The sequence below is a fragment of the Variovorax sp. Soil_C_33 genome (assembly GCF_057656935.1).
On record NZ_JBDGJK010000019.1, the window covers coordinates 62,303 to 83,087 of the forward strand.

A 20,785-nucleotide genomic window follows, 5' to 3' on the forward strand; every position below is an offset into this window, starting at 1 on the left:
CACTCGCGCGTTAATGGAGCCAGAAGCGGATCACGAAGGGATCGACCATGAAACACCGCATCACCTCGACGTCCGGCCGCCGCGCGGCCGGTTGGCTGCTGGGTCTGGCGCTGCTCTTCACCGGGCTTGCGGCCTTTGCCCAGCAGGATCCGCCGGGCCGCGTGGCCCGCCTCAACTTCCATCAGGGCACCATCAGCTTCTCGCCGGCCGGCGACGACAGCTGGTACGACGTGGTCCCGAACCGGCCGATCACCACCGGCGACCGCCTCTGGACCGATCGCAATGCCCGCGCCGAACTGCACGTGGGCTCCGCCACGCTGCGGCTGGACGACCAGACCGGCATCGCGATCTCCGAACTCGACGACGACACCGCCCGCATCACCGCCCAGCGGGGCAGCCTTCAGGTGCGCGTGCGCGAACCGATGGAGGGCCAGCGTTTCGAAATCGACACCGGCAACCTCGCGGTGGTGATCGACGCGCCCGGCGACTATCGCATCGAAGCCGATCCGGCCGCCGGTACCACGCGCGTGGCCATTGCCGCCGGCAGCGCCACGCTCTATGGCGAGGGCGGCGAGTCGATGCCGCTCGGTGCGCGCCAGCAGCTCACGGTATCGGGGCGCAATCTGGCGGCGGTGAGCGGGGGCCCGGTGCGCGCCGGCAATGACGCCTTCGAGCGCTGGGTGGCCGAGCGCGACCGCATCGAAGAGCAGTCGATCTCGGCGCGGTACGTCTCGCGCGAAGTGGTCGGCTACCAGCAGCTGGACAACTATGGCGACTGGCAGAACGTTCCCGAATACGGCAACGTCTGGTACCCGCGCAATGTGGACGCCGACTGGGCGCCCTACCGCGACGGCCAGTGGGTCGACGTCGCCCCCTGGGGCTGGACCTGGGTCGACGCCCAGCCGTGGGGCTTTGCGCCTTCCCACTACGGGCGCTGGGCTCGCATCGGCCCGCGCTGGGCCTGGGTGCCGGGCCGGCCGAATGTGCGGCCGATCTATGCACCGGCCCTGGTCGGCTTCGTGGGCGGGGCCCACATCGGCGGCGGCCGCAACGGCGTGGGCTGGTTCCCTCTCGCGCCGGGCGAGCCCTGGCGGCCGGGCTACCGCGCCAGCCAGCGCTACATCGACGAGGTCAACCGCGCGATCGCCTACCAGCGGCAACTGGCGCGCGCCGAGTACCTGCACCGCAACACACCCGGCGCGCTCTCGGTCGTGCCAGTGGACATCTTCGGCCGCGGCCCCATCGCCCGGCGCGACTTCCTGCGCGTGCCCGAGGACCGCATCGCGCAGATGCAGGTCGCACCGGCGGTGCCGATTCCGCCGCGCGGCGATCGGCACTTCGGCGGCTTCGGGCGTCCCTCTGCCTCGCTGCCGCCGCCTGCCTTCCAGGCACGGCAGCAGCAGTTCCAGTTCGAGCAGGCGCGGCAACAGCAGCAGACGCAGCAAGCGCAACAGCAGCTTCAGCAGCGCGCCGCCCAGACGCAGGCGCAGCAGCAACTTCAATTGCAGCAGGCGCAGCGCTTCCAGCAGGCGCAGCAGTTGCAACAAGCGCAGCAGGCGCAGCAACTCCAGCAGGCGCAACAGCTTCAACAGATGCAGCAGCAACGCGACGGGCTGCGCCAGCAGCAACAGGAGCGCGCCGCGCAAGCCCAGGCGCAGGCACAGGCCCACGCCCAGCAGCAGATGCAGTTGCAGGCCATACGCCAGCAGCAGGAGATGCAGCAGCGTGCCGCTGCCCAGGCACAGGCCCAACAGATGCAGCAGCAGGCCTTGCGGGCACAGCAGCAGATTCAGGCGCAGCAGCAGGCCCAACAACAGATGCAGCAGTTGCAACAGCAGCAGGCGCTGCGCGCGCAGCAGCAGATCCAGGCGCAGCAGCAGGCCCAGCAGTTGCAGATGCAGCAGCAACACAACGCGATGCGCCAGGCCCAGGAAGCCCAGCAGCGCGCCATGCAGCAGCGACAGCAGATCCTGCAGCAGCGCGCGACGTCGCGCGACTCGGCACAGCAGGGCGACCGGCCCTGAAAGACCGCAGCCGATCACAAACCCGCGCAGCAGCCGCTCCTTCGGCCGGCTACAGTCGGCCGCAAGGAGCACCCATGCGCACATTCGACTTCGACCTGTTCGTGATCGGCGGCGGCAGCGGCGGCGTGCGTGCGGCGCGCATGTCGGCCCAGCGCGGCGCCCGCGTGGCATTGGCGGAATGCGCCGAGCTGGGCGGCACCTGCGTCAATGTCGGCTGCATTCCCAAGAAGCTCTACAGCTACGCGGCCGGCTACGCCGAGTCCTTCGAGGAGGCGGCCGGCTTCGGCTGGCAGGGCGGCGAACCGCGCTTCGACTGGAACCGGCTCAAGGCCAATCGCGCGCGCGAGATCACGCGGCTCAACGGCGTCTACCGCAGCCTGCTCGAAGGCGCCGGCGTCACGCTGATCCAGGGCTGGGCGCAGCTGGCCGACGCCCACACGGTGCAAATCGGCGAGAAGAAGCACACGGCGCGCCACGTGCTGGTCGCCACCGGCGGCATGCCCTTCGTGCCGGAGGTGGCGGGTCGGGAGCACCTGGTGATCTCGGACGCGATGTTCGACCTCGACCCTTTTCCGAAGCGACTGCTGGTGGTGGGCGGCGGCTACATCGCCTGTGAGTTCGCCTCCATCTTCAACGGCCTGGGCGCCCGGGTCACGCAGCTATATCGCGGCGCGCACCTGCTCAACGGCTTCGACGAGGACCTGCGCCAGTTCCTGGCCAAGGAGATGACGCGCACCGGCGTCGACATCCGCTTCAACTGCGAGATCGACATGATCACGCGCACGGACAGCGGCCTGTGCGCGCTGCTCTCGCGCGGCCAGCGCGTCGAGGCCGACACCATCCTCTACGCGACCGGCCGCGTGCCCAACACGCAGGGCCTGGGCCTCGAAGCCGCGGGCGTTGCGCTCGACGAGCGCGGCGGCGTGGTGGTCGATGCGCATTACCGCAGCTCGGTGTCCTCGGTCTTCGCGGTGGGCGATGTGTCGACGCGGCAGCAGCTGACGCCGGTGGCGCTGGCCGAGGCGATGGTGGTGGTGGACACGCTCTTCGGCAAGGGTCCGCGCCAGCTCGACTACGAATTCACGCCGACGGCCGTTTTCACCCATCCGAACATCGGCACCTGCGGCTACACCGAGGCCGCGGCGCGCGCCAAGTTCGGCAAGGTCAACGTGTTCAGCAGCGAGTTCAAGGCCCTGCGCCACACCCTCTCGGGCAGCGGCGAGCGCACCTTCATGAAGCTGATCGTCGAGCGCGCCAGCGACCGCGTGGTCGGCCTGCACATGGTGGGGCCCGACGCGGGCGAGGTGGTGCAGGGCTTCGCGGTCGCGATGCGCGCCGGCGCCACCAAGGCGATGTTCGACAGCACCATCGGCATCCACCCCACGGTGGCCGAGGAGTTCGTCACGATGCGCGAACCGATGCCCGGGTAAACGGCCCCCCGGCTTTTCACTTCGCTTCGCTGCGTGTAACTCCACCCCCGAGGGGCTGAGGACCGCGGCGCCAAGGCTGCCTGCGCAGCCTCGGACGGGCTGAAGGGCTGTCGCCTCTGGCGACAGCACCGGGCGCGGCTCGCCTTGAGGCGGCCCGGCGGCAGCCGCCTTCCACGCTGCACAATCCGCAGATGCCCTACATGCCCGCCTTCGTCGCCCCCGCCCGCTTCACCGACCCCGACGCAGCCCTCGAACAGGTGCGGGCCATCTACAACGGCGGCCTGCAGCACCTGCGCGACGCGATGCAGCGCTTCGTGGCCGGGGACAGCCTGGCCGGCCGCGTGCGCGCCTGCTACCCCTTCGTCCGCGTTCATACGCACACGGTCTCGCGCCGCACGCCGGCGGCCAATGCCTGGCTGAGCTACGGCTTCGTCGCCGGGCCGGGCCGCTACGAAACCACGCTGACGCGGCCCGACCTGTTCAACCGCTATTACCGCGAGCAGTTCCGGCTCCTGCTCGAGAACCACGAGGTCGAGCTCGAGGTCGGCACCAGCACGCAGCCGATCCCGGTCCACTTCTCCTTCGCCGAGAACGACCACATCGAAGGCACGATGAGCGTCGAGCGGCGCGCGCTGATGCGCGACGTGTTCGACCTGCCCGATCTCGGCGCGATGGACGACGGCATCGCCAACGGCACCTTCGAGCCCAAGCCCGGCGAAGCGCAGCCGCTCTCGCTCTTCACCGCGGCGCGCGTGGACTACTCGCTGCACCGGCTGCGCCACTACACCGGCACCGCGCCCGAGTGGTTCCAGAACTTCGTGCTCTTCACCAACTACCAGTTCTACATCGACGAGTTCGTGCGCCTCGGGCACGAGGCGATGACCGACGAGAAGAGCGGCTACATCGCCTTCATCGAGCCCGGCAACGTGATCACGCGCCGGCGCGGACTCGCGGCGGGCTCGAGCGGCACATTCGGCGCGCTGCTCGACGGCACGCAAGGCACGCCGCCGGGGCGCCTGCCGCAGATGCCGGCCTACCACCTGGTGCGCGAGGACTGCAGCGGCATCACGATGGTCAACATCGGCGTCGGCCCGGCCAACGCCAAGACCATCACCGACCACGTGGCCGTGCTGCGCCCGCACGCGTGGATGATGCTCGGCCACTGCGCCGGCCTGCGCCAGGGGCAGCAGCTCGGCGACTACGTGCTGGCCCACGCCTACGTGCGCGAGGACCATGTGCTCGACGAGGAGCTGCCGCTGTGGGTGCCGATCCCGGCGCTGTCGGAAATCCAGCTCGCGCTCGAGAAGGCGGTGGCGGATGTCACCGGCATGCAGGGCGCGCAGCTCAAGAAGATCATGCGCACCGGCACCGTGGCGAGCACCGACAACCGCAACTGGGAGCTCCTGCCGGGCAACCAGCCGCAGCGGCGCTTCAGCCAGAGCCGCGCGGTGGCGCTCGACATGGAAAGCGCCACCATCGCGGCCAACGGCTTCCGCTTCCGCGTGCCCTACGGCACCCTGCTGTGCGTGAGCGACAAGCCGCTGCATGGCGAGATCAAGCTGCCCGGCATGGCCAACCACTTCTACCGCGAGCGGGTGGAGCAGCATCTGCGCATCGGCATGGCCGCGATCGACGTGCTGCGCAGCGAGGGTTCGAGCCGGCTGCACAGCCGCAAGCTGCGCAGCTTCGCCGAAGTGGCATTCCAGTAGGCGGAGCGCCGCTTTTCGAGATTTTGTTGGCGCGCGGCTGGCGTTTGCTCGCCACAGGCGACGCTGAACGCGGCGCATCGTCGGCTAGGATTCCGCCCGTCTGCAACAACTTGACACATCTTGTGTCCCCACTCCCCCATGGTTGACCCGACGCGGCGCATCTTCACCTCGTGGCTCGCCGCCACCGCAGCCGGCGCCCTGCCGGCATCCGCATGGGCCCAGGCGGCGCGGCCTGCGCCCGCCGCTACAGCAGCAGCAAGCGCGGCCGCGATACCCCGCCTGCGCATCGTCATCCCGGCCAACGAGGGCGGCGGATGGGACCAGACCGGCCGGGCCCTGGGCGCCGCGCTGGTCGCCGCCGGCGCGGTCGGCCAGATCGAGTACGAGAACATCGGCGGCAAGGGCGGCACCGTCGGCCTCGCGCGCTACGTCGAGAAGTACGACGCCGATCCCGACACCCTGCTGATGAGCGGCATGGTGATGGTCGGCGCCGTGGCGCTGCAGAAGCCGCCGGTCGACATGAGCCGCATCGCGCCCGTCGCACGGCTGACCAGCGACTACGAGATGGTCGTCGTCAAGAGCGACTCGCCGATCATGACCGCGAAGGACCTGATCTCGAAGTTGCGCGCCGATCCCGCGAACGCCGCCATCGCCGGCGGCTCGGCAGGCGGGGTCGATCACATGTTCGCGGGCATGCTGGCGCGCGTGGCCGGCAACACCGCTTCGCTGGTCTACCAGCCCTTCCCCGGCGGCGCGCAGGTGGTGTCGGCGGTGGAATCCGGCAAGGCCGTTGCCGGCATCTCGGGCTACAGCGAATTCAGCGAGCACATCGCCAGCGGCAAGCTGCGCGCGATCGGCGTGTCGTCGAAGAGCCCGTTCCAGGGCATCCCCTCGGTACGGCAGCAGGGCGTGGATGCGGATCTTGCCAACTGGCGCGGCGTCTTCACCGGCAAGGCCGTGCCATCGCAGCGCCAGGCGGTGCTGCTCGAAGCCGTGCGGCGCGCCGTGGCCACGGACTCCTGGCTGAAAACCATCAAGCGCAGCAACTGGGACAGCTACTGGATGGAAGGGAAGGACTTCAAGTCCTTCCTCGAACTGGATGTGGCGACCGCGGGCGTGCTGACTTACATCCTCAAGCTCAAAGCCTGAAGAAGTCCCTCAGGCCAGACCGAACAGCTCCGGCATCTCGCGCTTGGCCTTGGGCGTGAGCGCCAGGGCCCGGCCGTCCAGCTCCTGCCGCACCCAGCCGCGCCGCAGCGACAGCTGCAGCCAGGCCGCGCCCAAAGCGCCGCCCAGGTGCGGCCGCCGTTCGCTCCAGTCGAGGCAGGCGCAGGCGAAACGCCGGCGCGAACTGCGCGCGCTCTCGATGTCCAGCCCCAGGCTTTCGAGCGCCACCGCGCCCTCGGCCGTCAGCTCGTAGACGCCGCCCTCGGACGCCGCGTGCAGCCAGCCCTGCGCATGCAGCTGGTCGTGCAGCGCGACGCCGGCCGTGCCGGCCATGTGGTCGTAGCAGGTGCGCGCCGCGCGCAGGCGGCTGGGCGCGGTCGGCCGAAACTCGCTCGCAGGGGCACCGGCGACCACCAGCAGACCTTCGAGCACGGCGGCGACCTCGCTGCCCGCAAGGCGGAAATAGCGGTGCTTGCCCTGCGCCACCGATTCGACCAGCCTCTGCTCCTTGAGCCGCGCCAGATGCGCGCTCGCGGTCGAGGCTGCGACCTCGCCCACGGCGGCCAGCTCGGTCGCGGTGCGGGCGTGGCCGTCGAGCAGGCAGCACAGCATGCGCGCACGCGCCGGCTCGGCGATGGCGCCGGCCAGCCGCGCGAGATGGGAGTCGGCACTCGATGCATCCATACTTCGATGCTAAGCGAAGTGTGTGCGTGCGGGAAGCATCACACTTCGGACATGAACCACGACATCGCCCCGCCAGCCGACGCCATCGCGGCCGCCACGCATCCCGACCCCTACCCGTGGTACGCCGTGCTGCGACAAGGACCGGCGCTGGTCTACGACGAAGGCCTGCGCCTCTGGATCGCGAGCCGTGCCGAAACCGTGCGTGAACTGCTCGCCAACCCTGCGCTGCGCGTGCGCCCCGCCGCCGAGCCGGTGCCGCGCGCGATCGCCGGCACGCCGGCCGGCGAACTGTTCGGCCGTCTCGTGCGCATGAACGACGGCGCGCCGCATGCGCAACACAAGCCGGTGCTGCAGCGTACGCTGGCCGGGCTCGATCTGCGGTCGGCGCATGCGCAGGTTTTGAAGGTCGCCACGCAGATGCCCGCCGCGTCGCTGTCCGATGCCTGCTTCGCGCTGCCGGTCGCGGGCGTCGCGCACCTGTTGGGCTTCGCCGACGAGGAACTGCCACGCATCTCGGACTGGATGCGCGACTTCGTCGCCTGCCTGTCGCCGCTGTCCACCGCTGCGCAGTTGCAGGCCGCGAGCGAGGCCGCGGAGGCGCTGATGAAGCGCTTCGAGCAGCTCGTGGCCGCGCAGCCTGCGCAGGACGGCAGCTTGTTGGCTGCGGTGCGCGCGCAGGCGCCGAACGACAACTCGCGCGCCCTGCTGGCCAACCTGGCCGGACTGCTGTCGCAGACCTGCGAGGCCACGGCCGGCCTGCTGGGCAACAGCCTGGTGGCGCTCGCGCGCGAGCCGGGGCTCAGGCAGACGATCGAATCGCAGCCCGAGCTGCTGAACGCCCTCGTGCAGGAGGTTGCGCGACACGATCCCTCGGTGCAGAACACGCGCCGCTTCGTCGCCGAAACGACCCTCGTGGCAGGCACGCCGCTCGCGCCGGGCGATGCGGTGCTGCTGGTGCTGGGCGCCGCGAACCGCGATCCCGCGCTCAACCCCGCACCCGCGAACTTAGAACTGAAGCGTGCCGATCGCCAGGCCCTGGGTTTCGGCTACGGCGCCCACACCTGCCCCGGCCAGGCCCTGGCCTGCACCGTGGCAGCGGCAGGCGTGCAGGCGCTGCTGGCCGGCGGCGTCGACACCGCATCGCTGCGCGCGCGCGGCTGGGATTACCGGCCCTCGGTCAACGCCCGCATCCCCGTGTTCCGCTGAACCGCTTCATGCATCCGCCGGCCAGCGTCCCGTCCCATCGAGGTGCGGCGACAGGGCCGCAGGCCCGAAGCGCAGCGGCAGCGCGGCCGGCGCATGCTGCGCGGCCACCACCTGCATGCGCAGCAGGCGCTCGGCGCCCGCGAAGGCATCGACCTCCGGCCCGTCCCAGACCACCTCGGCCCGCACGAAGAGCTGCAGCAGGTCGCCTGTTTCGAAATCGATGAACAGCAGGCCGGCGACCGGATTGATCGCGATGTTGCCCAGCGTGTTGAAGAAGGTGTTGCCAAGGAAGTCCGGCACGGTGAGCGTGCCATCGCCGCTCAACTGCACGAAGCCGGGCCGGCCGCCGCGGTGCGAGACATCGACGCCCTGGCTCGGCGAGCCAGCATCGCCGGCCGAAGGATGCGCGGTGGCGATGAAGAAGGTGTCGGCCGAGCGCACCATGCGCCGCGCCTTGGCATCGAGCCGATCGGTACGCGGCCCGGCACGCGCATCCTGCGCGCCGCCGACGAACAGGGGCTCGCGCGCCTGGATGTACTTGGGGCAGTTGCCGAAGCTCTGGCCCACCGCGACCGAGAAGCCCCGCGCGTCGACCGCCTCGACCACGCCGTTCATGCGATTGCGCCGGCGCGTATGGGGCACGATGCCGAGCAGCCCGATCGGCGCGCCGGGTCCGAGCGCGGCGCCCAGCGGATCGCCGGCGAGCGGCAGCGCGTCGATGCGCAAGTGCGTCGGGTCGGGCGAATGCGCAAAGCCCGGCGGCGCCGCCAGCACGCTGGCCCAGGGACGGCGGTCGGCATCGAGGCTGCCCGCGATCAGGAAGGGCAGCTGCGCGAAGAAGCTGCGATGCTGATCGGGCATGTAGCTGCGGACCACCCGCGGTCCGATCTCGGCCATGCGCTCGCCGATGCCGGCGCGCGATTGCAGCGCGCGCTCGCCCTCGTGCCAAGTGGCGGCGGCGGTGCTCATGCTCTCAGTCCGATGCGTGATGCCGCCATCGGCACGAAGCCCGGCAGCGCCTCGATGCGCGCCAGCCAGTCGCGCACCTTCGGGTAGGGCTCCAGCGACACGTTGCCTTCGGGCACGTGCGCGACGTAGCTGTAGTTGGCGATGTCGGCGAGCGTGGACGTGTCGCCTGCGAGAAAAGGCCGTTCGCCAAGCTCCTTCTCCATCACTTTCAGCAGGTTGTGGGAACGCGCGATCACGTCGGACGGATCTGTGGCCAGCCCGAACAGCACGATCACGCGCGCCATCGAAGGGCCTTGCGCCAGCGGGCCGGCCGCGACCGAGAGCCAGCGCTGCACGCGCGCCGCGCCGAGCGGGTCGCGCGGCAGCCAGCGCGCCGGATCGGGCGCATAGCGCTCGTTGAGGTAGAGCAGGATCGCGTTCGAATCGGCCAGCGTGACCTCGCCGTCCTCGATCACCGGCACCTGGCCGAAGGCGTTGCGGCGCAGGAACTCGGGGCTGCGGTGCGCGCGCGCTGCGAGATCGACTTCGACGACTTCGAAAGGCAGCCCGAGCAGTCCGAGAAACAGACGCACGCGGTGTGAGTGACCGGAGATCGACGAGCTGTAGACCGTAATGGAGCGGGCGGGACTGGTGGGCATGGCTTTGTCCTGGCTGGTGGGTGGATGAAGCCGATTCTTCTTTGATACGCGCTTCGGAGTAATGGCCTGCTCCGTATTTCACTGCTGCGATTTCCGGTCTAATCGGCTCATGGACCGCCTCAAAGCCATGCAGACCTTCGTGCAGATCGCCGACCAGGGCAGCCTGACCAAGGCCGCCGATGCGCTGGACAGCTCGCTGCCCGCGGTGGTGCGCTCGCTGGCCGCACTCGAAGCGCACCTCGGCGTGCGCCTGTTCCACCGCACGACGCGGCGCATCTCGCTGACCGAGGAAGGCCGCCGCTATCTCGACAGCGCCCGCGAGGTGCTGGCCGCCGCCGATGCCGCCGACCGCGCGCTCACGGTCGATGCGGCGGAGCCCGCGGGGCAGCTCACGGTCACTGCACCCGTGCTCTTCGGCCACATGTACGTGGCGCCGGCGATCGTTCGCTTTCTCCAGCGCTACGACAAAATGCGATGCAGCGTGCTCCTGCACGACCGCACGGTGAACCTGCTGGAGGAAGGCATCGATGTCGGCATCCGCATCAGCCCGCTGGAAGACTCCTCGCTGGTCGCGCAGCAGCTCGGCAGCATCCGGCGCGTGGTGGTCGCCAGCCCGGCCTATCTGCGGCAGCACGGCACCCCGCGGCATCCGCGCGAGCTGCTGAAGGCCAACTGCGTGCGCATTCATCCGAGCGCGCCCGTGCACTTTCGAGAGGCCGGCCGCAGCTTCGCGGTCGCGGCCAAGGGCAACCTCGAGTTCAACCACATCGCCCCGGCAGTGGAAGCCTGTGCCGCGGGCATGGGCTTCGGCATGTTCTTCTCCTACCAGGTGCAGCCCTTCGTGGCGCAGGGGCGGCTTGCGATCGTGCTCGAGGAGTTCGAGCTGGAGCCGCGGCCGGTGAGCGTGATCTATCCCCACGCGCGGCTGCTGCCGGCACGCACGCGCGCCTTCATCGACTGGATGAAGAAGGAGTTCGACGGGCTGCATCTCTGAGGCGAGGCGCGCCGCCCGCTTGCGCCACAATGCCTCGGTGCCCAGCCTCGCTTCCCCTCTTTTCCACGCCAGCCACCTGCACAAGCGCTACGGCGCGACCACCGTGGTCGACGACCTGTCCTTCGAGATCGCGCGCGGCGAATGCCTCGGCGTGATCGGCCCCAACGGCGCCGGCAAGACCACCACCATCCGCATGTGCCTGGGGCTCACCACGCCCGACGGCGGCACGATCGATGCGCTCGGCGGGCTCTCGATGCCACGCGATGCGCGTGCCATCAAGGCGCAGCTCGGCGTGGTGAGCCAGTTCGATACGCTCGACCCCGACTTCAGCTGCGCCGAGAACCTGATGGTCTACGCGCGCTACTTCGGCATGCGCCGCGCGCAGATCGCACCGCGCATTCCGCAGCTGCTCGAGTTCGCGGCACTCTCGCACAAGGCCGATGCGCGTCCCGGCGAGCTGTCGGGCGGCATGCGGCGGCGCCTGTCGCTGGCGCGCGCGCTGGTCAACGACCCGAAGCTGCTGATGCTCGACGAGCCCACCACCGGCCTCGATCCGCAGGCGCGGCACCTGATGTGGGAGCGGTTGCAGCTGCTGCTGCAGCAGGGCAAGTCGATCCTGCTCACCACGCATTTCATGGACGAGGCGGAGCGCCTGTGCTCGCGCCTGCTGGTGCTCGACCATGGCCGCAAGATCGCCGAAGGGCGGCCGCGCGACCTGATCGCCGAGCACCTGGAGCCCGACGTGGTCGAGGTGTACGGCAACGGCGCGCTCGGGCTCGCACAATCGCCGCTCGCGCAGTTCGCGGCCCGCGTCGAGGTCAGCGGCGAAACGGTCTTCTTCTACACGCAGGATGCGCGCGGCCTGCTGGCTGCCTTGGCGGGCCACAGCGGCTTGCGTACCTTTCATCGGCCTGCCAACCTGGAGGATCTGTTCCTCAAACTGACCGGCCGCCAGATTCGCGAGGACGGTTGACCCATGAGTACCTTGATCGACGCCTCTGTGCCGCAGACGCCCTCGGTGTGGAGCCCGCCGGCGCTCTCGATGCGCTGGTGGCCCGTGTTCCTGCGCAACCTGCTGGTCTGGCGCAAGCTCGCGATCCCCAGCCTGATAGGCAACATCGCCGAGCCGCTGATCTGGCTGGTGGCCTTCGGCTACGGCATGGGCGCGCTGGTCGGCCAGGTCGAAGTGAACGGCAGCAGCGTGCCTTACATCCTGTTCCTCGCCAGCGGCTCGATCTGCATGAGCTCGATGAACGCGGCTTCCTTCGAGGCGCTGTATTCGGCCTTCTCGCGCATGCATGTGCAGAAGACCTGGGACGGCATCATGAATGCCCCGGTCGGGCTCGACGACGTGGTGCTGGCCGAGATGCTGTGGGCCGGCTTCAAGGCCATCTTCACCACCACCGCGATCCTGTTCGTGATGCTGGGGCTCGGAATCAGCCACAGCCCCAAGCTCGTCGTCGCCTGGTTCGTGCTGGCGGGCGTGGGCGTCACCTTCTCGTGCATCGCGCTGATCTTCAATGCGCTCGCCAAGGGCTACGACTTCTTCACCTACTACTTCACGCTGTTCATGACGCCGATGATGTTTCTCTCGGGCGTGTTCTTTCCGCTGGAGCAGTTGCCGGGGGCGGTGCGCGCAGTGGCTGGCTGGCTGCCGCTCGCCAGCGCGGTGGCGCTGGTGAGGCCGCTGTTCATGGATCAATGGCCGGCGGATTGGTGGCGGCATGCGGCGGTGCTGGCGGTCTACACCGTCGTGTCGTTCTGGGTCGCGCTGGCATTGACCCGCAAGCGCTTCAGGGCCTGACTTGTTCCCCCGCAAAAAGCGGAAATAAGTCACACGCAGGTATCAATCTGAGTAACAAGCGCTTAATTTACTTACAGAAACAGTTGTTACAGACTGGGCCGGCCCCTCGGGCGCCGCGTCGGTCTTCCACGTAGGCCGGCTTTTCTTGGTTTCTTGAAAGGAAAGTCATGGACCCCCTCATCGGCCAATTGCTGACCCCGAAATATGCGCTCGGGACGGTGGTGCTCTCCTACGTGATTTCGTTCTTCGGCTCCCTGCTCGCGCTGCTGTGCGCGAGAAAGATGGTCCGCGCCGACGGCACGGTGGACTTCGCCATGCTGGCCTCCGGCGCCGTGGCCCTGGGCGGCATCGGCATCTGGTCGATGCATTTCATCGGCATGGTGGCGTACCGGCTGCCCATTCCCATTGCCTACAACGTGCCGCTGACCGTCATCTCGCTGGTGGCGGCGATCGTCATCTCCGGCATCGCCCTGTACCTGGCGGGCGGCAAGCGCTTCAACGCCAAGGGCTGGATCGCCGGCAGCCTGCTGGCGGCAGTGGGCGTCTGCGTCATGCACTACATGGGCATGTTCGCGATGAGCATGCGCGCGGCGATGAGCCTCGACTGGAACATCGTGGCGGGCTCGTTCGCCATCGCCGTCATCGCCGCCGCCTCCGCGCTGTGGCTGGCCTTCAACCTGACCGAGCTGACGCACCAGGTGGTGGCCGCCGCCGTGATGGGCGTGGCCGTCTGCTCGATGCACTACGTTGGCATGACGGCGGCCAGCATGGTCTGCATCGCGCCCACGGCCCCCAGCGCCTTTGCCGTCGGTGGCAGCAACATCGGGCTGGGCGTGTTCGGCATCGCGGGCATCGTGCTGATCTTCATCCTCTGGGTGGTGACGGGCCGCGCGATCGACAACTCGCCGCGGGGCACGGCGCACGCTTAGCCAGTTTGCGCAAGCGGCGCGCCGCGCGGCGCGCCTAGAGTGGGGCATGCAGTACACCCACGAGCACCTCGAGATCCAGAAGACGCTCCGGCGCTTCATCGACGAGGAGATCAACCCGCACGTCGACGCGTGGGAAGCGGCGGAGAGCTTCCCCGCGCACGAGGTGTTCAAAAAGCTCGGCGCGCTGGGCCTGCTGGGGCTCAACAAGCCCGAGGAATACGGCGGCGCCGGGCTCGACTACTCCTACGCGATGGCGCTGGCCGAAGCGCTCGGCCATGTGAGCTGCGGCGGCGTGCCGATGGCCATCGGCGTGCAGACCGACATGTGCACACCAGCGCTCGCGCGCTTCGGCAGCGACGCCTTGCGGCGCGAGTTCCTGGCACCCGCGATCGCCGGCGAGACGGTGGGCTGCATCGGCGTCAGCGAACCCGGCGCCGGCAGCGACGTGGCCGGGCTCAAGAGCCATGCGCGCAAGGACGGAGGCGACTACCTGATCACCGGTCAGAAGATGTGGATCACCAACAGCCTGCAGGCCGACTGGATGTGCATGCTGGTCAACACCGGCGAGGGGCCGCCGCACCGCAACAAGTCATTGGTCATCGTGCCGATGGACAGCCCCGGCATCGAGAAGGCGAAGAAGATCAGGAAGATCGGCATGCACTCGAGCGACACCGGCCTCATCTACTTCGACAACGTGCGCGTGCCGCAGCACAACCGCATCGGCGAGGAAGGCCAGGGCTTCGTCTACCAGATGCAGCAATTCCAGGAGGAGCGCCTGTGGTGCGCAGCCAGCTCGCTCGAGCCGATGGAAACCTGCATCGCCGACACCATCGAGTGGGCGCAGCAGCGCAAGCTCTTCGGCGGCACCTTGGCCGACCAGCAGTGGGTGCAGTTCAAGCTGGCCGAGCTCCAGACCGAGGTGGAAGCGCTGCGCGCGCTGACCTACCGCGCCTGCGATCTCCACGTGCAGGGCGAAGACGTGACCGCGCTGGCCTCGATGGCCAAGCTCAAGTGCGGGCGCCTCACGCGCGAGGTTGCCGACACCTGCCTGCAGTTCTGGGGCGGCATGGGCTTCACCTGGGAGAACCGGGTGTCGCGCCTGTACCGCGACGGCCGGCTGGGCTCGATCGGCGGCGGCGCCGACGAGGTGATGCTGGGCATCCTGGCCAAGACCATGGGGATCGCGAAGCGGCCGCCGCAGTCATGAAGAAGAGGATGCCTTGGCCGCCCTCAGCTTGTCCTTCTTGCTCGGGCGCTTGCCCTTGATGCCGCCGGTGCTGTCCAGCGCTCTAGGGGGCGCCTGGGTCTCGACTGGCTCGAAGCCCGCCACCCGCTCGCGCGGCACGTTCAGGCCCTGGCGCTTCTCGATCAGCCGGAAATGCGCCTCGCTGTGCGCGCTCACGAAGCTCAGTGCCACGCCGCTCTCGCCCGCGCGGCCCGTGCGGCCGATGCGGTGCAGGTAGTCGACGGCCGAGCGCGGCAGGTCGTAGTTCACCACCGCCGGCAGCTGCACCACGTCGATGCCGCGCGCGGCGAGGTCGGTGGCGACGACCACCTTCACCCTGGACGCCTTGAAGTCGGCCAGCACCTGCGTGCGCTTGCCCTGGCTCAGCACGCCGTGGAAAGGCTCGGCATCGATGCCGGCCTTGCGCAGCTTGTCGGCCACGATCTCCGCCGCATGCTTGGTGGCGACGAAGACCAGCACCCGCGCCCAGCCCTCGTGCTGGACCAGGTGGCGCAGCAGCTGGGTGCGCCGCCCGGCATCGACCTCGATCGCGCGCTGCAGGATGGCGGGCACTTCGGCCGCTTCGGCCTGCACCTCGATGCGCACCGGCTCGCGCAGCAGGCCCTCGGCCAGCGAGCGCACCGCGGCCGGGAAAGTGGCCGAGAACAGCAGGTTCTGGCGCTGCGCCGGCAAGAGCGCGAGGATGCGCCCGAGCTCCTCGGCAAAGCCGAGATCGAACAGCCGGTCGGCCTCGTCGAGCACCAGCATGGACACCGAGGACAGCCTGAGCGCGCGATGGTCGACCAGGTCCAGCAGCCGGCCCGGCGTGGCGACCATGACGTCGGCGCCGCCGCGCAGCGCCATCATCTGGGGATTGATGGAGACACCGCCGAACGCGACGGCGATCTTGATCGGCGCGGGCAGATGCCGTGCCAGGCCGCGCATCGACTCGCCGACCTGCGCCGCGAGCTCGCGCGTCGGCACCAGGATCAGCGCCCGCAGCCGGCGCGGCGCGTCCGGGCGCTCGCCCGCCAGCCGCTGCAGCAGCGGCAGCGAGAAGGCGGCCGTCTTGCCGGAACCGGTCTGGGCCGCGCCCAGGATGTCGCGGCCCTGCAAGATCGGCGCAATGGCCGCGGCCTGGATCGCGGTGGGCATGGCATAACCCTTGTCGGCCGCGGCGCGCGCCATGGCAGGATCGAGGCCCAGAGAGCTGAATGGCATGAATGAGGAAGTTGAAGACGAGTGAAGGAGCATAGCCAGCATGTCACCCGATGACCTCGAACGCCTGGTCAGGTTGGAAATGCCCTTCGGCAAGCACAAGGGCTGCGTGATCGCCGACCTGCCCGGCAACTACCTCCAGTGGTTCGCGCGAGAGGGCTTTCCCAAGGGCGAAATCGGCCGCCTGCTGGCGCTGATGCATGAGATCGACCACAACGGGTTGAAGGGCCTGCTGGATCCGCTGCGAAGGCCGCGTTAACCCTTACAAAAAGCATTTCTGACAAATTCCTAATAGTGAACGACAATACCCAAGCGTCTCGGCCGTTTTCGTGCCGCAGACGTGATTCGGTGATCGGTCAGTTTCGCGCCACAGCGCTGCTTTAGTTTGTTGTGATACAGGGACTCCATCGCTTTGTTTTGTTGGTTTGAATAGGAGTCCCTCCATGGGCAAGAAACTTTACGTGGGCAACCTCGCCTACTCCGTGCGCGACGACACACTCGAACAGGCTTTCGGCCAGTACGGTTCGGTCGCCAGTGCCAAGGTCATGATGGAACGCGACAGCGGTCGCTCCAAGGGCTTCGGCTTTGTCGAAATGAGCAGCGATGCAGAAGCACTCGCAGCTATCGAAGGCCTGAACGGCCAATCCCTCGAAGGCCGCAGCCTGACCGTTAATGAAGCCCGTCCGATGGAGCCCCGTTCGCCCGGCGGCTTCGGCGGCGGCGGTGGCCGCAGCGGCGGCGGTGGCGGCTACGGTGGTGGCGGCGGCGGCGGTTACGGCGGCGGCGGCGGTGGCGGCAATCGCAGCGGCGGTGGCGGCTACGGCGGCGGCGGCGGCGGTCGCGGCGGCTACTAAGCACACAGTTCACGCTTCACAGCGTCGATGAAAAGGCTCCTTCGGGAGCCTTTTTTCGTTGCGGCGTCAACAGAGGCCTGGCTGGTACGTGGAAGTCCGTACAGTGCGCGTCAGCAAGCGGTCAGGCACGGGCGACGACCCTCGGGTGCACATCAACGAGGGTCGAGACAATGCGCATCAAGAGTCAGGCTGACTTCTATTCTGGAGTCATGTTCACCGCAGTGGGCGGGGCCTTCGCCATCGGCGCCACCACCTACAACATCGGCGACGGGGCCCGCATGGGGCCCGGCTACTTCCCCCTCATGCTGGGAATCCTGCTGGCGATCCTGGGTGCCGCGATCATGTTCCAGGCTCTGGTGGTCGAGACCAACGACGGCGACAAGATCGGCAAGTGGGCCTGGAAGCCGCTCGCCTTCGTGCTCGGCGCCAACCTCGCCTTCGGCGTGCTCTTGGGCGGCCTGCCCAGCATCGGGCTGCCGGCGATGGGAATGATCCTCGCGATCTACGCGCTGACCATCATCTCCAGCCTGGCCGGCGCGCATTTCAAGCTGCGCGACGTGCTGATTCTCTCGACCATCCTGGCGGCCGGCAGCTATGTGGCCTTCATCTGGGCGCTCAAGCTGCAGATCCAGGTCTGGCCCACGTTCATTTCGGGCTGAGGACGGCGCACCATGGACCTGATTCACAACCTCGCGACCGGCTTCGGCGTCGCCTTCACCTTCACCAACTTGCTGTACTGCCTGGTGGGTTGCATCCTGGGCACGCTGATCGGCGTCTTGCCCGGCATCGGCCCGGTCGCCACCATCGCGATGCTGCTGCCCGCCACCTACGCGCTGCCGCCGGTGTCGGCGCTGATCATGCTGGCCGGCATCTACTACGGCGCGCAGTACGGCGGCTCGACCACCGCGATCCTGGTCAACCTGCCGGGCGAATCGTCCTCGGTCGTGACCTGCATCGACGGCTACCAGATGGCGCGGCAGGGCCGTGCGGGCCCGGCGCTGGCGGCCGCGGGCCTGGGCTCCTTCTTCGCTGGTTGCGTCGGCACGCTGATCCTCGCGGCCTTCGCGCCGCCCTTGACCGAGCTGGCCTTCAAGTTCGGCCCGGCCGAGTACTTCTCGCTGATGGTGCTGGGCCTGATCGGCGCCGTGGTGCTGGCCTCGGGCTCGCTGCTCAAGGCGGTCGCGATGATCGTGCTGGGCCTCCTGCTCGGCATCGTCGGCACCGACGTCAATTCGGGCGTGGCGCGCTACAGCTTCGACATCCCCGAGCTCACCGACGGCATCGGCTTCGTGGTGATCGCCATGGGCGTGTTCGGCTATGGCGAGATCATCGGCAACCTCTCGCAGCCCGACGACGAGCGCGAAGTGTTCACCTCCAAGGTCAAGGGCCTGTGGCCGACCAGAGAAGACTTCAAGAACATGGCGCCCGCGGTGCTGCGGGGCACCACGCTGGGCTCGGCGCTGGGCATCCTGCCGGGCGGCGGCGCGCTGCTGGCGGCCTTCGCGGCCTATGCGCTCGAGAAGAAGATCAAGATGCGCCCCGGCGAGATCGCCTTCGGCAAGGGCAACATCCGCGGCGTCGCGTCGCCCGAATCGGCCAACAATGCCGGCGCGCAGACTTCGTTCATCCCGCTGCTGACGCTCGGCATCCCGCCCAATGCCGTGATGGCGCTGATGGTCGGCGCGATGACCATCCACAACATCCAGCCCGGCCCGCAGGTCATGACCAGCAACCCCGAGCTGTTCTGGGGCCTGATCGCCTCGATGTGGATCGGCAACGCGATGCTCATCATCCTGAACCTGCCGCTGATCGGGATGTGGATCAAGCTCCTGACCGTGCCCTACAAGTTCCTGTTCCCGGCCATCGTTCTGTTCTGCGCGATCGGCGTGTATTCGACCAACAACAACACCTTCGACGTCTGGATGGTCGCGATCTTCGGCTTCATCGGCTACCTCTTCCTCAAGCTGAAGACCGAGCCGGCGCCGCTGCTGCTGGGCTTCATCCTTGGGCCGATGATGGAAGAGAACCTGCGTCGCGCGCTGCTGCTGTCGCGCGGAACCTGGAGCGTGTTCGTCTCGCGGCCGTTGTCGGCCGGGCTGCTGGCGGCAGCGCTGGCGCTGCTGGGCATCGTGCTCCTGCCTTCGATCAAGGCGAAGCGGGAAGAGGCGTTCGTGGAGGACTGAGCAGCCCCAGCAGTTGCAAGGCCAGCCGGTACGTGGTCGAACGCGGGTCGGCAAGCTCGTTGAGCACGTCCATGTGGTTGCGCTTTGCAATGCGTTCCGCGGCGACAACGCGCGCTCCCCAGGCCTGCGCGATCAGGTCGGCCTGCCGCAGGAACTCCTCACTTTCGTTGCCGCCGACCACCGTCGCCAGCGATCCGCGCTGCGGCGCCGGCATGAAGGCGGGGCTGAGCCGCAACGCCGACGCGGCTGTCAGGCCGAGATCCGCCGCCAGGAAGGGCGCATGCCGCAGCGGCTCGAGCTCGTAGATGCCCGAGATGGACAGCGCCGACTTCACGAGGTCCGCCGGCAAGTCTGGCGAGACGGCCCTCCAGTCGCAGGCCAGCAGCATCGTCGCCAGGTGGCCGCCAGCGGAATGGCCGGCCACCACGATGCGCCGCGGATCGCCCCCATGCGACGCCGCATGCCGATGCACCCATGCCAGGGCTCCGACCAGTTGCAGCACGATGCGCTCCACGGTCACTGCCGGGCACAGCGCATAGTCGAGCAGCACCACCATCGAACCCGCATCGGCGAAAGGCGGCGCGACAAAGCTCTGGTCGCGCTTGTCCAGCGCGCGCCAGTAGCCGCCGTGGATGTAGACCAGCACCGGCGCACCGGGATGCGTCGCCGAGAGGATGTCGAGCCGCTCGCTCGCGTCGTCGCCGTACGCGAGATCGCACACCCAGCCCGGCCGTTCATAGGCCCGCGCCGAAGCCTCGGCCCAGTGCGCGAGGATCGCCGGATGCTCCGGGATGCGCGCGCGGTTGTTGTACTGCGCGTCGAACCAGGCGGGCGATGGCGCGGGGACGGCGGCTTCGGTCATGCGCAGGTCCAATTTTGGCGGAACTTCGACCGCGTTCAGCGCCGCTTCGCCGCGGCAGGCACGCGAGCGCCATTCGGCCGCGGCCTGCGCGACGCGGGTTTCTGCTCCGATTCGCGCAGCGCCGCATCGATCAGTGCATCGGCCATCCACAGCGCCGTGCGCTCGACCTCGCGATCGCGCAGGCCCCAGATGTCCTTCAGGATCACATAGGGTTCGATGCCGTAGACGACCGACAGCGCGTGGTGCAGCCGGTCGCGCACGGCCGGGCGCAACTGCGGCGCCAGCGGCTCGATCGCATGCTGGAGGATGCGCACGCGGTGGCCGCGGCGATAGGGCTCCTCCTCCAGCAGCCCGGCGCGCTCGAGCGCCCACTGCTCCAGCGACAGCTGCGCGGCCGCGCGCAGCTGCGCCTCGAACTCCTTGAAGCGCGGAAAGGTCTGCACGAAGAGTTCGTGCACCCGCTCGCGGCCGCTCGGGTTGTCGGAGGCGAGCTTGCGCACCGGCCCGAGCGAGCTGTCGATCACCGCCGTGACCAGTGCGCTGCGGCTCGGAAAGTAGCGGTACGCGGTGGCGCGCGACACCTTCGAGCGCGCCGCAGCCTCGGCGACCGAAGGGATATGGCCGCTCTGGCGAATGATGTCCATCGCGGTGTCGAGCAGAAGCTTGAAGGTCGCCGCCTTGACGCCGCGCTCGGGCGGCAGCGGGGGTTCGCTCAGCTTGTGCTTGAGTGTCGCCATGGGGTTTGTACGGGTTCCGAAGGGCTTTGCTTCGCTTGTGGAGGTCTCTGGTCGGCACGTATGATGCACCGGTCCCGATTTGAGACGCAAGTCTCATAGACGGCAAATCCCAGATCTCGAGGCACCGGCGCCGCCGGCAGGAACCCGGGACA

At 68.7% G+C, this 20,785-nt stretch carries 20 protein-coding genes; 14 read left to right on the top strand and 6 right to left on the bottom strand.

Annotated features, from left to right (window positions below; translation table 11 throughout):
• Window positions 1-47 precede the first annotated feature (47 nt).
• From AC3A6B_RS24780 to AC3A6B_RS24795, 4 genes are all read left to right on the top strand, one after another.
• The gene (locus AC3A6B_RS24780; RefSeq protein WP_487839303.1) at window positions 48-2,024 is read left to right on the top strand and encodes a DUF6600 domain-containing protein; all 1,977 of its coding nucleotides are present in this window, start codon (window positions 48-50) and stop codon (window positions 2,022-2,024) included.
• A gap of 74 nt (window positions 2,025-2,098) precedes the next feature.
• Window positions 2,099-3,454: a glutathione-disulfide reductase gene (gene gorA / locus AC3A6B_RS24785; protein ID WP_487839304.1), complete on the top strand. Its 1,356-nt coding sequence runs from the start codon at window positions 2,099-2,101 to the stop codon at window positions 3,452-3,454.
• A gap of 191 nt (window positions 3,455-3,645) precedes the next feature.
• Entirely contained in the window at window positions 3,646-5,163 is a 1,518-nt protein-coding gene (locus AC3A6B_RS24790) for an AMP nucleosidase (RefSeq protein WP_487839305.1), read from the top strand.
• A 138-nt stretch (window positions 5,164-5,301) separates the two neighbouring features.
• Window positions 5,302-6,312 (top strand): Bug family tripartite tricarboxylate transporter substrate binding protein, encoded by a 1,011-nt coding sequence (locus AC3A6B_RS24795; RefSeq protein ID WP_487839306.1) that lies wholly within the window; start codon window positions 5,302-5,304, stop codon window positions 6,310-6,312.
• 9 nt (window positions 6,313-6,321) lie between these two features.
• Here AC3A6B_RS24795 and AC3A6B_RS24800 read toward each other — a convergent pair whose 3' ends face one another.
• Entirely contained in the window at window positions 6,322-7,014 is a 693-nt protein-coding gene (locus tag AC3A6B_RS24800) for an ArsR/SmtB family transcription factor (RefSeq protein WP_487839307.1), read from the bottom strand.
• 51 nt (window positions 7,015-7,065) lie between these two features.
• Here AC3A6B_RS24800 and AC3A6B_RS24805 point away from each other — a divergent pair, with 51 nt between their 5' ends.
• Window positions 7,066-8,220 (top strand): cytochrome P450, encoded by a 1,155-nt coding sequence (locus AC3A6B_RS24805; protein ID WP_487839308.1) that lies wholly within the window; start codon window positions 7,066-7,068, stop codon window positions 8,218-8,220.
• Between the two features lie 6 nt (window positions 8,221-8,226).
• Here the strand turns inward: AC3A6B_RS24805 and AC3A6B_RS24810 are convergent, their stop codons facing one another.
• Window positions 8,227-9,189 (bottom strand): flavin-nucleotide-binding protein, encoded by a 963-nt coding sequence (locus tag AC3A6B_RS24810; RefSeq protein ID WP_487839309.1) that lies wholly within the window; start codon window positions 9,187-9,189, stop codon window positions 8,227-8,229.
• A complete protein-coding gene (locus AC3A6B_RS24815) occupies window positions 9,186-9,827 on the bottom strand; it encodes a glutathione S-transferase family protein (RefSeq protein WP_487839310.1) in 642 nt (213 codons plus the stop codon). The genes AC3A6B_RS24810 and AC3A6B_RS24815 overlap by 4 nt, the downstream gene beginning before the upstream one ends.
• A 109-nt stretch (window positions 9,828-9,936) precedes the next feature.
• Between AC3A6B_RS24815 and AC3A6B_RS24820 the strand changes: the two genes are divergently transcribed.
• The 5 genes from AC3A6B_RS24820 (at window position 9,937) to AC3A6B_RS24840 (ending at window position 14,761) form a co-directional block, all read left to right on the top strand.
• Window positions 9,937-10,821, top strand: a complete 885-nt coding sequence (locus tag AC3A6B_RS24820; RefSeq protein ID WP_487839311.1) for a LysR family transcriptional regulator — start codon at window positions 9,937-9,939, stop codon at window positions 10,819-10,821.
• Between the two features lie 37 nt (window positions 10,822-10,858).
• Window positions 10,859-11,794 (top strand): ATP-binding cassette domain-containing protein, encoded by a 936-nt coding sequence (locus AC3A6B_RS24825; protein WP_487839312.1) that lies wholly within the window; start codon window positions 10,859-10,861, stop codon window positions 11,792-11,794.
• 3 nt (window positions 11,795-11,797) lie between these two features.
• Window positions 11,798-12,625 carry an ABC transporter permease gene (locus AC3A6B_RS24830; RefSeq protein WP_487839313.1) on the top strand — a complete coding sequence of 276 codons (828 nt, stop codon included), beginning with the start codon at window positions 11,798-11,800 and terminating at the stop codon, window positions 12,623-12,625.
• Between the two features lie 167 nt (window positions 12,626-12,792).
• Window positions 12,793-13,554, top strand: a complete 762-nt coding sequence (locus AC3A6B_RS24835) for an MHYT domain-containing protein (protein WP_487839314.1) — start codon at window positions 12,793-12,795, stop codon at window positions 13,552-13,554.
• A gap of 46 nt (window positions 13,555-13,600) precedes the next feature.
• Window positions 13,601-14,761, top strand: coding sequence for an acyl-CoA dehydrogenase family protein (locus tag AC3A6B_RS24840; protein ID WP_487839315.1), 1,161 nt, complete (start codon window positions 13,601-13,603; stop codon window positions 14,759-14,761).
• Here the strand turns inward: AC3A6B_RS24840 and AC3A6B_RS24845 are convergent.
• On the bottom strand, window positions 14,756-16,000 hold the full coding sequence (locus tag AC3A6B_RS24845) for a DEAD/DEAH box helicase (protein WP_487839316.1): 1,245 nt from the start codon (window positions 15,998-16,000) through the stop codon (window positions 14,756-14,758). The genes AC3A6B_RS24840 and AC3A6B_RS24845 overlap by 6 nt on opposite strands.
• Before the next feature lie 40 nt (window positions 16,001-16,040).
• Here AC3A6B_RS24845 and AC3A6B_RS24850 point away from each other — a divergent pair, with 40 nt between their 5' ends.
• The 4 genes from AC3A6B_RS24850 (at window position 16,041) to AC3A6B_RS24865 (ending at window position 19,034) form a co-directional block, all read left to right on the top strand.
• A complete protein-coding gene (locus AC3A6B_RS24850; RefSeq protein ID WP_126836999.1) occupies window positions 16,041-16,256 on the top strand; it encodes a DUF3820 family protein in 216 nt (71 codons plus the stop codon).
• Window positions 16,257-16,440: 184 nt separating this feature from the next.
• Window positions 16,441-16,851, top strand: a complete 411-nt coding sequence (gene rbp, locus AC3A6B_RS24855; protein ID WP_126836998.1) for an RNA-binding regulator — start codon at window positions 16,441-16,443, stop codon at window positions 16,849-16,851.
• A gap of 170 nt (window positions 16,852-17,021) precedes the next feature.
• On the top strand, window positions 17,022-17,510 hold the full coding sequence (locus AC3A6B_RS24860; protein WP_436294069.1) for a tripartite tricarboxylate transporter TctB family protein: 489 nt from the start codon (window positions 17,022-17,024) through the stop codon (window positions 17,508-17,510).
• Window positions 17,511-17,522: 12 nt separating this feature from the next.
• Window positions 17,523-19,034, top strand: coding sequence for a tripartite tricarboxylate transporter permease (locus AC3A6B_RS24865; RefSeq protein ID WP_487839317.1), 1,512 nt, complete (start codon window positions 17,523-17,525; stop codon window positions 19,032-19,034).
• Here AC3A6B_RS24865 and AC3A6B_RS24870 read toward each other — a convergent pair.
• Together AC3A6B_RS24870 and AC3A6B_RS24875 are read right to left on the bottom strand one after the other, a co-directional pair.
• On the bottom strand, window positions 18,997-19,896 hold the full coding sequence (locus AC3A6B_RS24870) for an alpha/beta hydrolase (protein WP_487839318.1): 900 nt from the start codon (window positions 19,894-19,896) through the stop codon (window positions 18,997-18,999). The genes AC3A6B_RS24865 and AC3A6B_RS24870 overlap by 38 nt on opposite strands.
• A 35-nt stretch (window positions 19,897-19,931) precedes the next feature.
• Window positions 19,932-20,633 carry a TetR/AcrR family transcriptional regulator gene (locus tag AC3A6B_RS24875; RefSeq protein WP_487839319.1) on the bottom strand — a complete coding sequence of 234 codons (702 nt, stop codon included), beginning with the start codon at window positions 20,631-20,633 and terminating at the stop codon, window positions 19,932-19,934.
• Window positions 20,634-20,785: the final 152 nt, after the last annotated feature.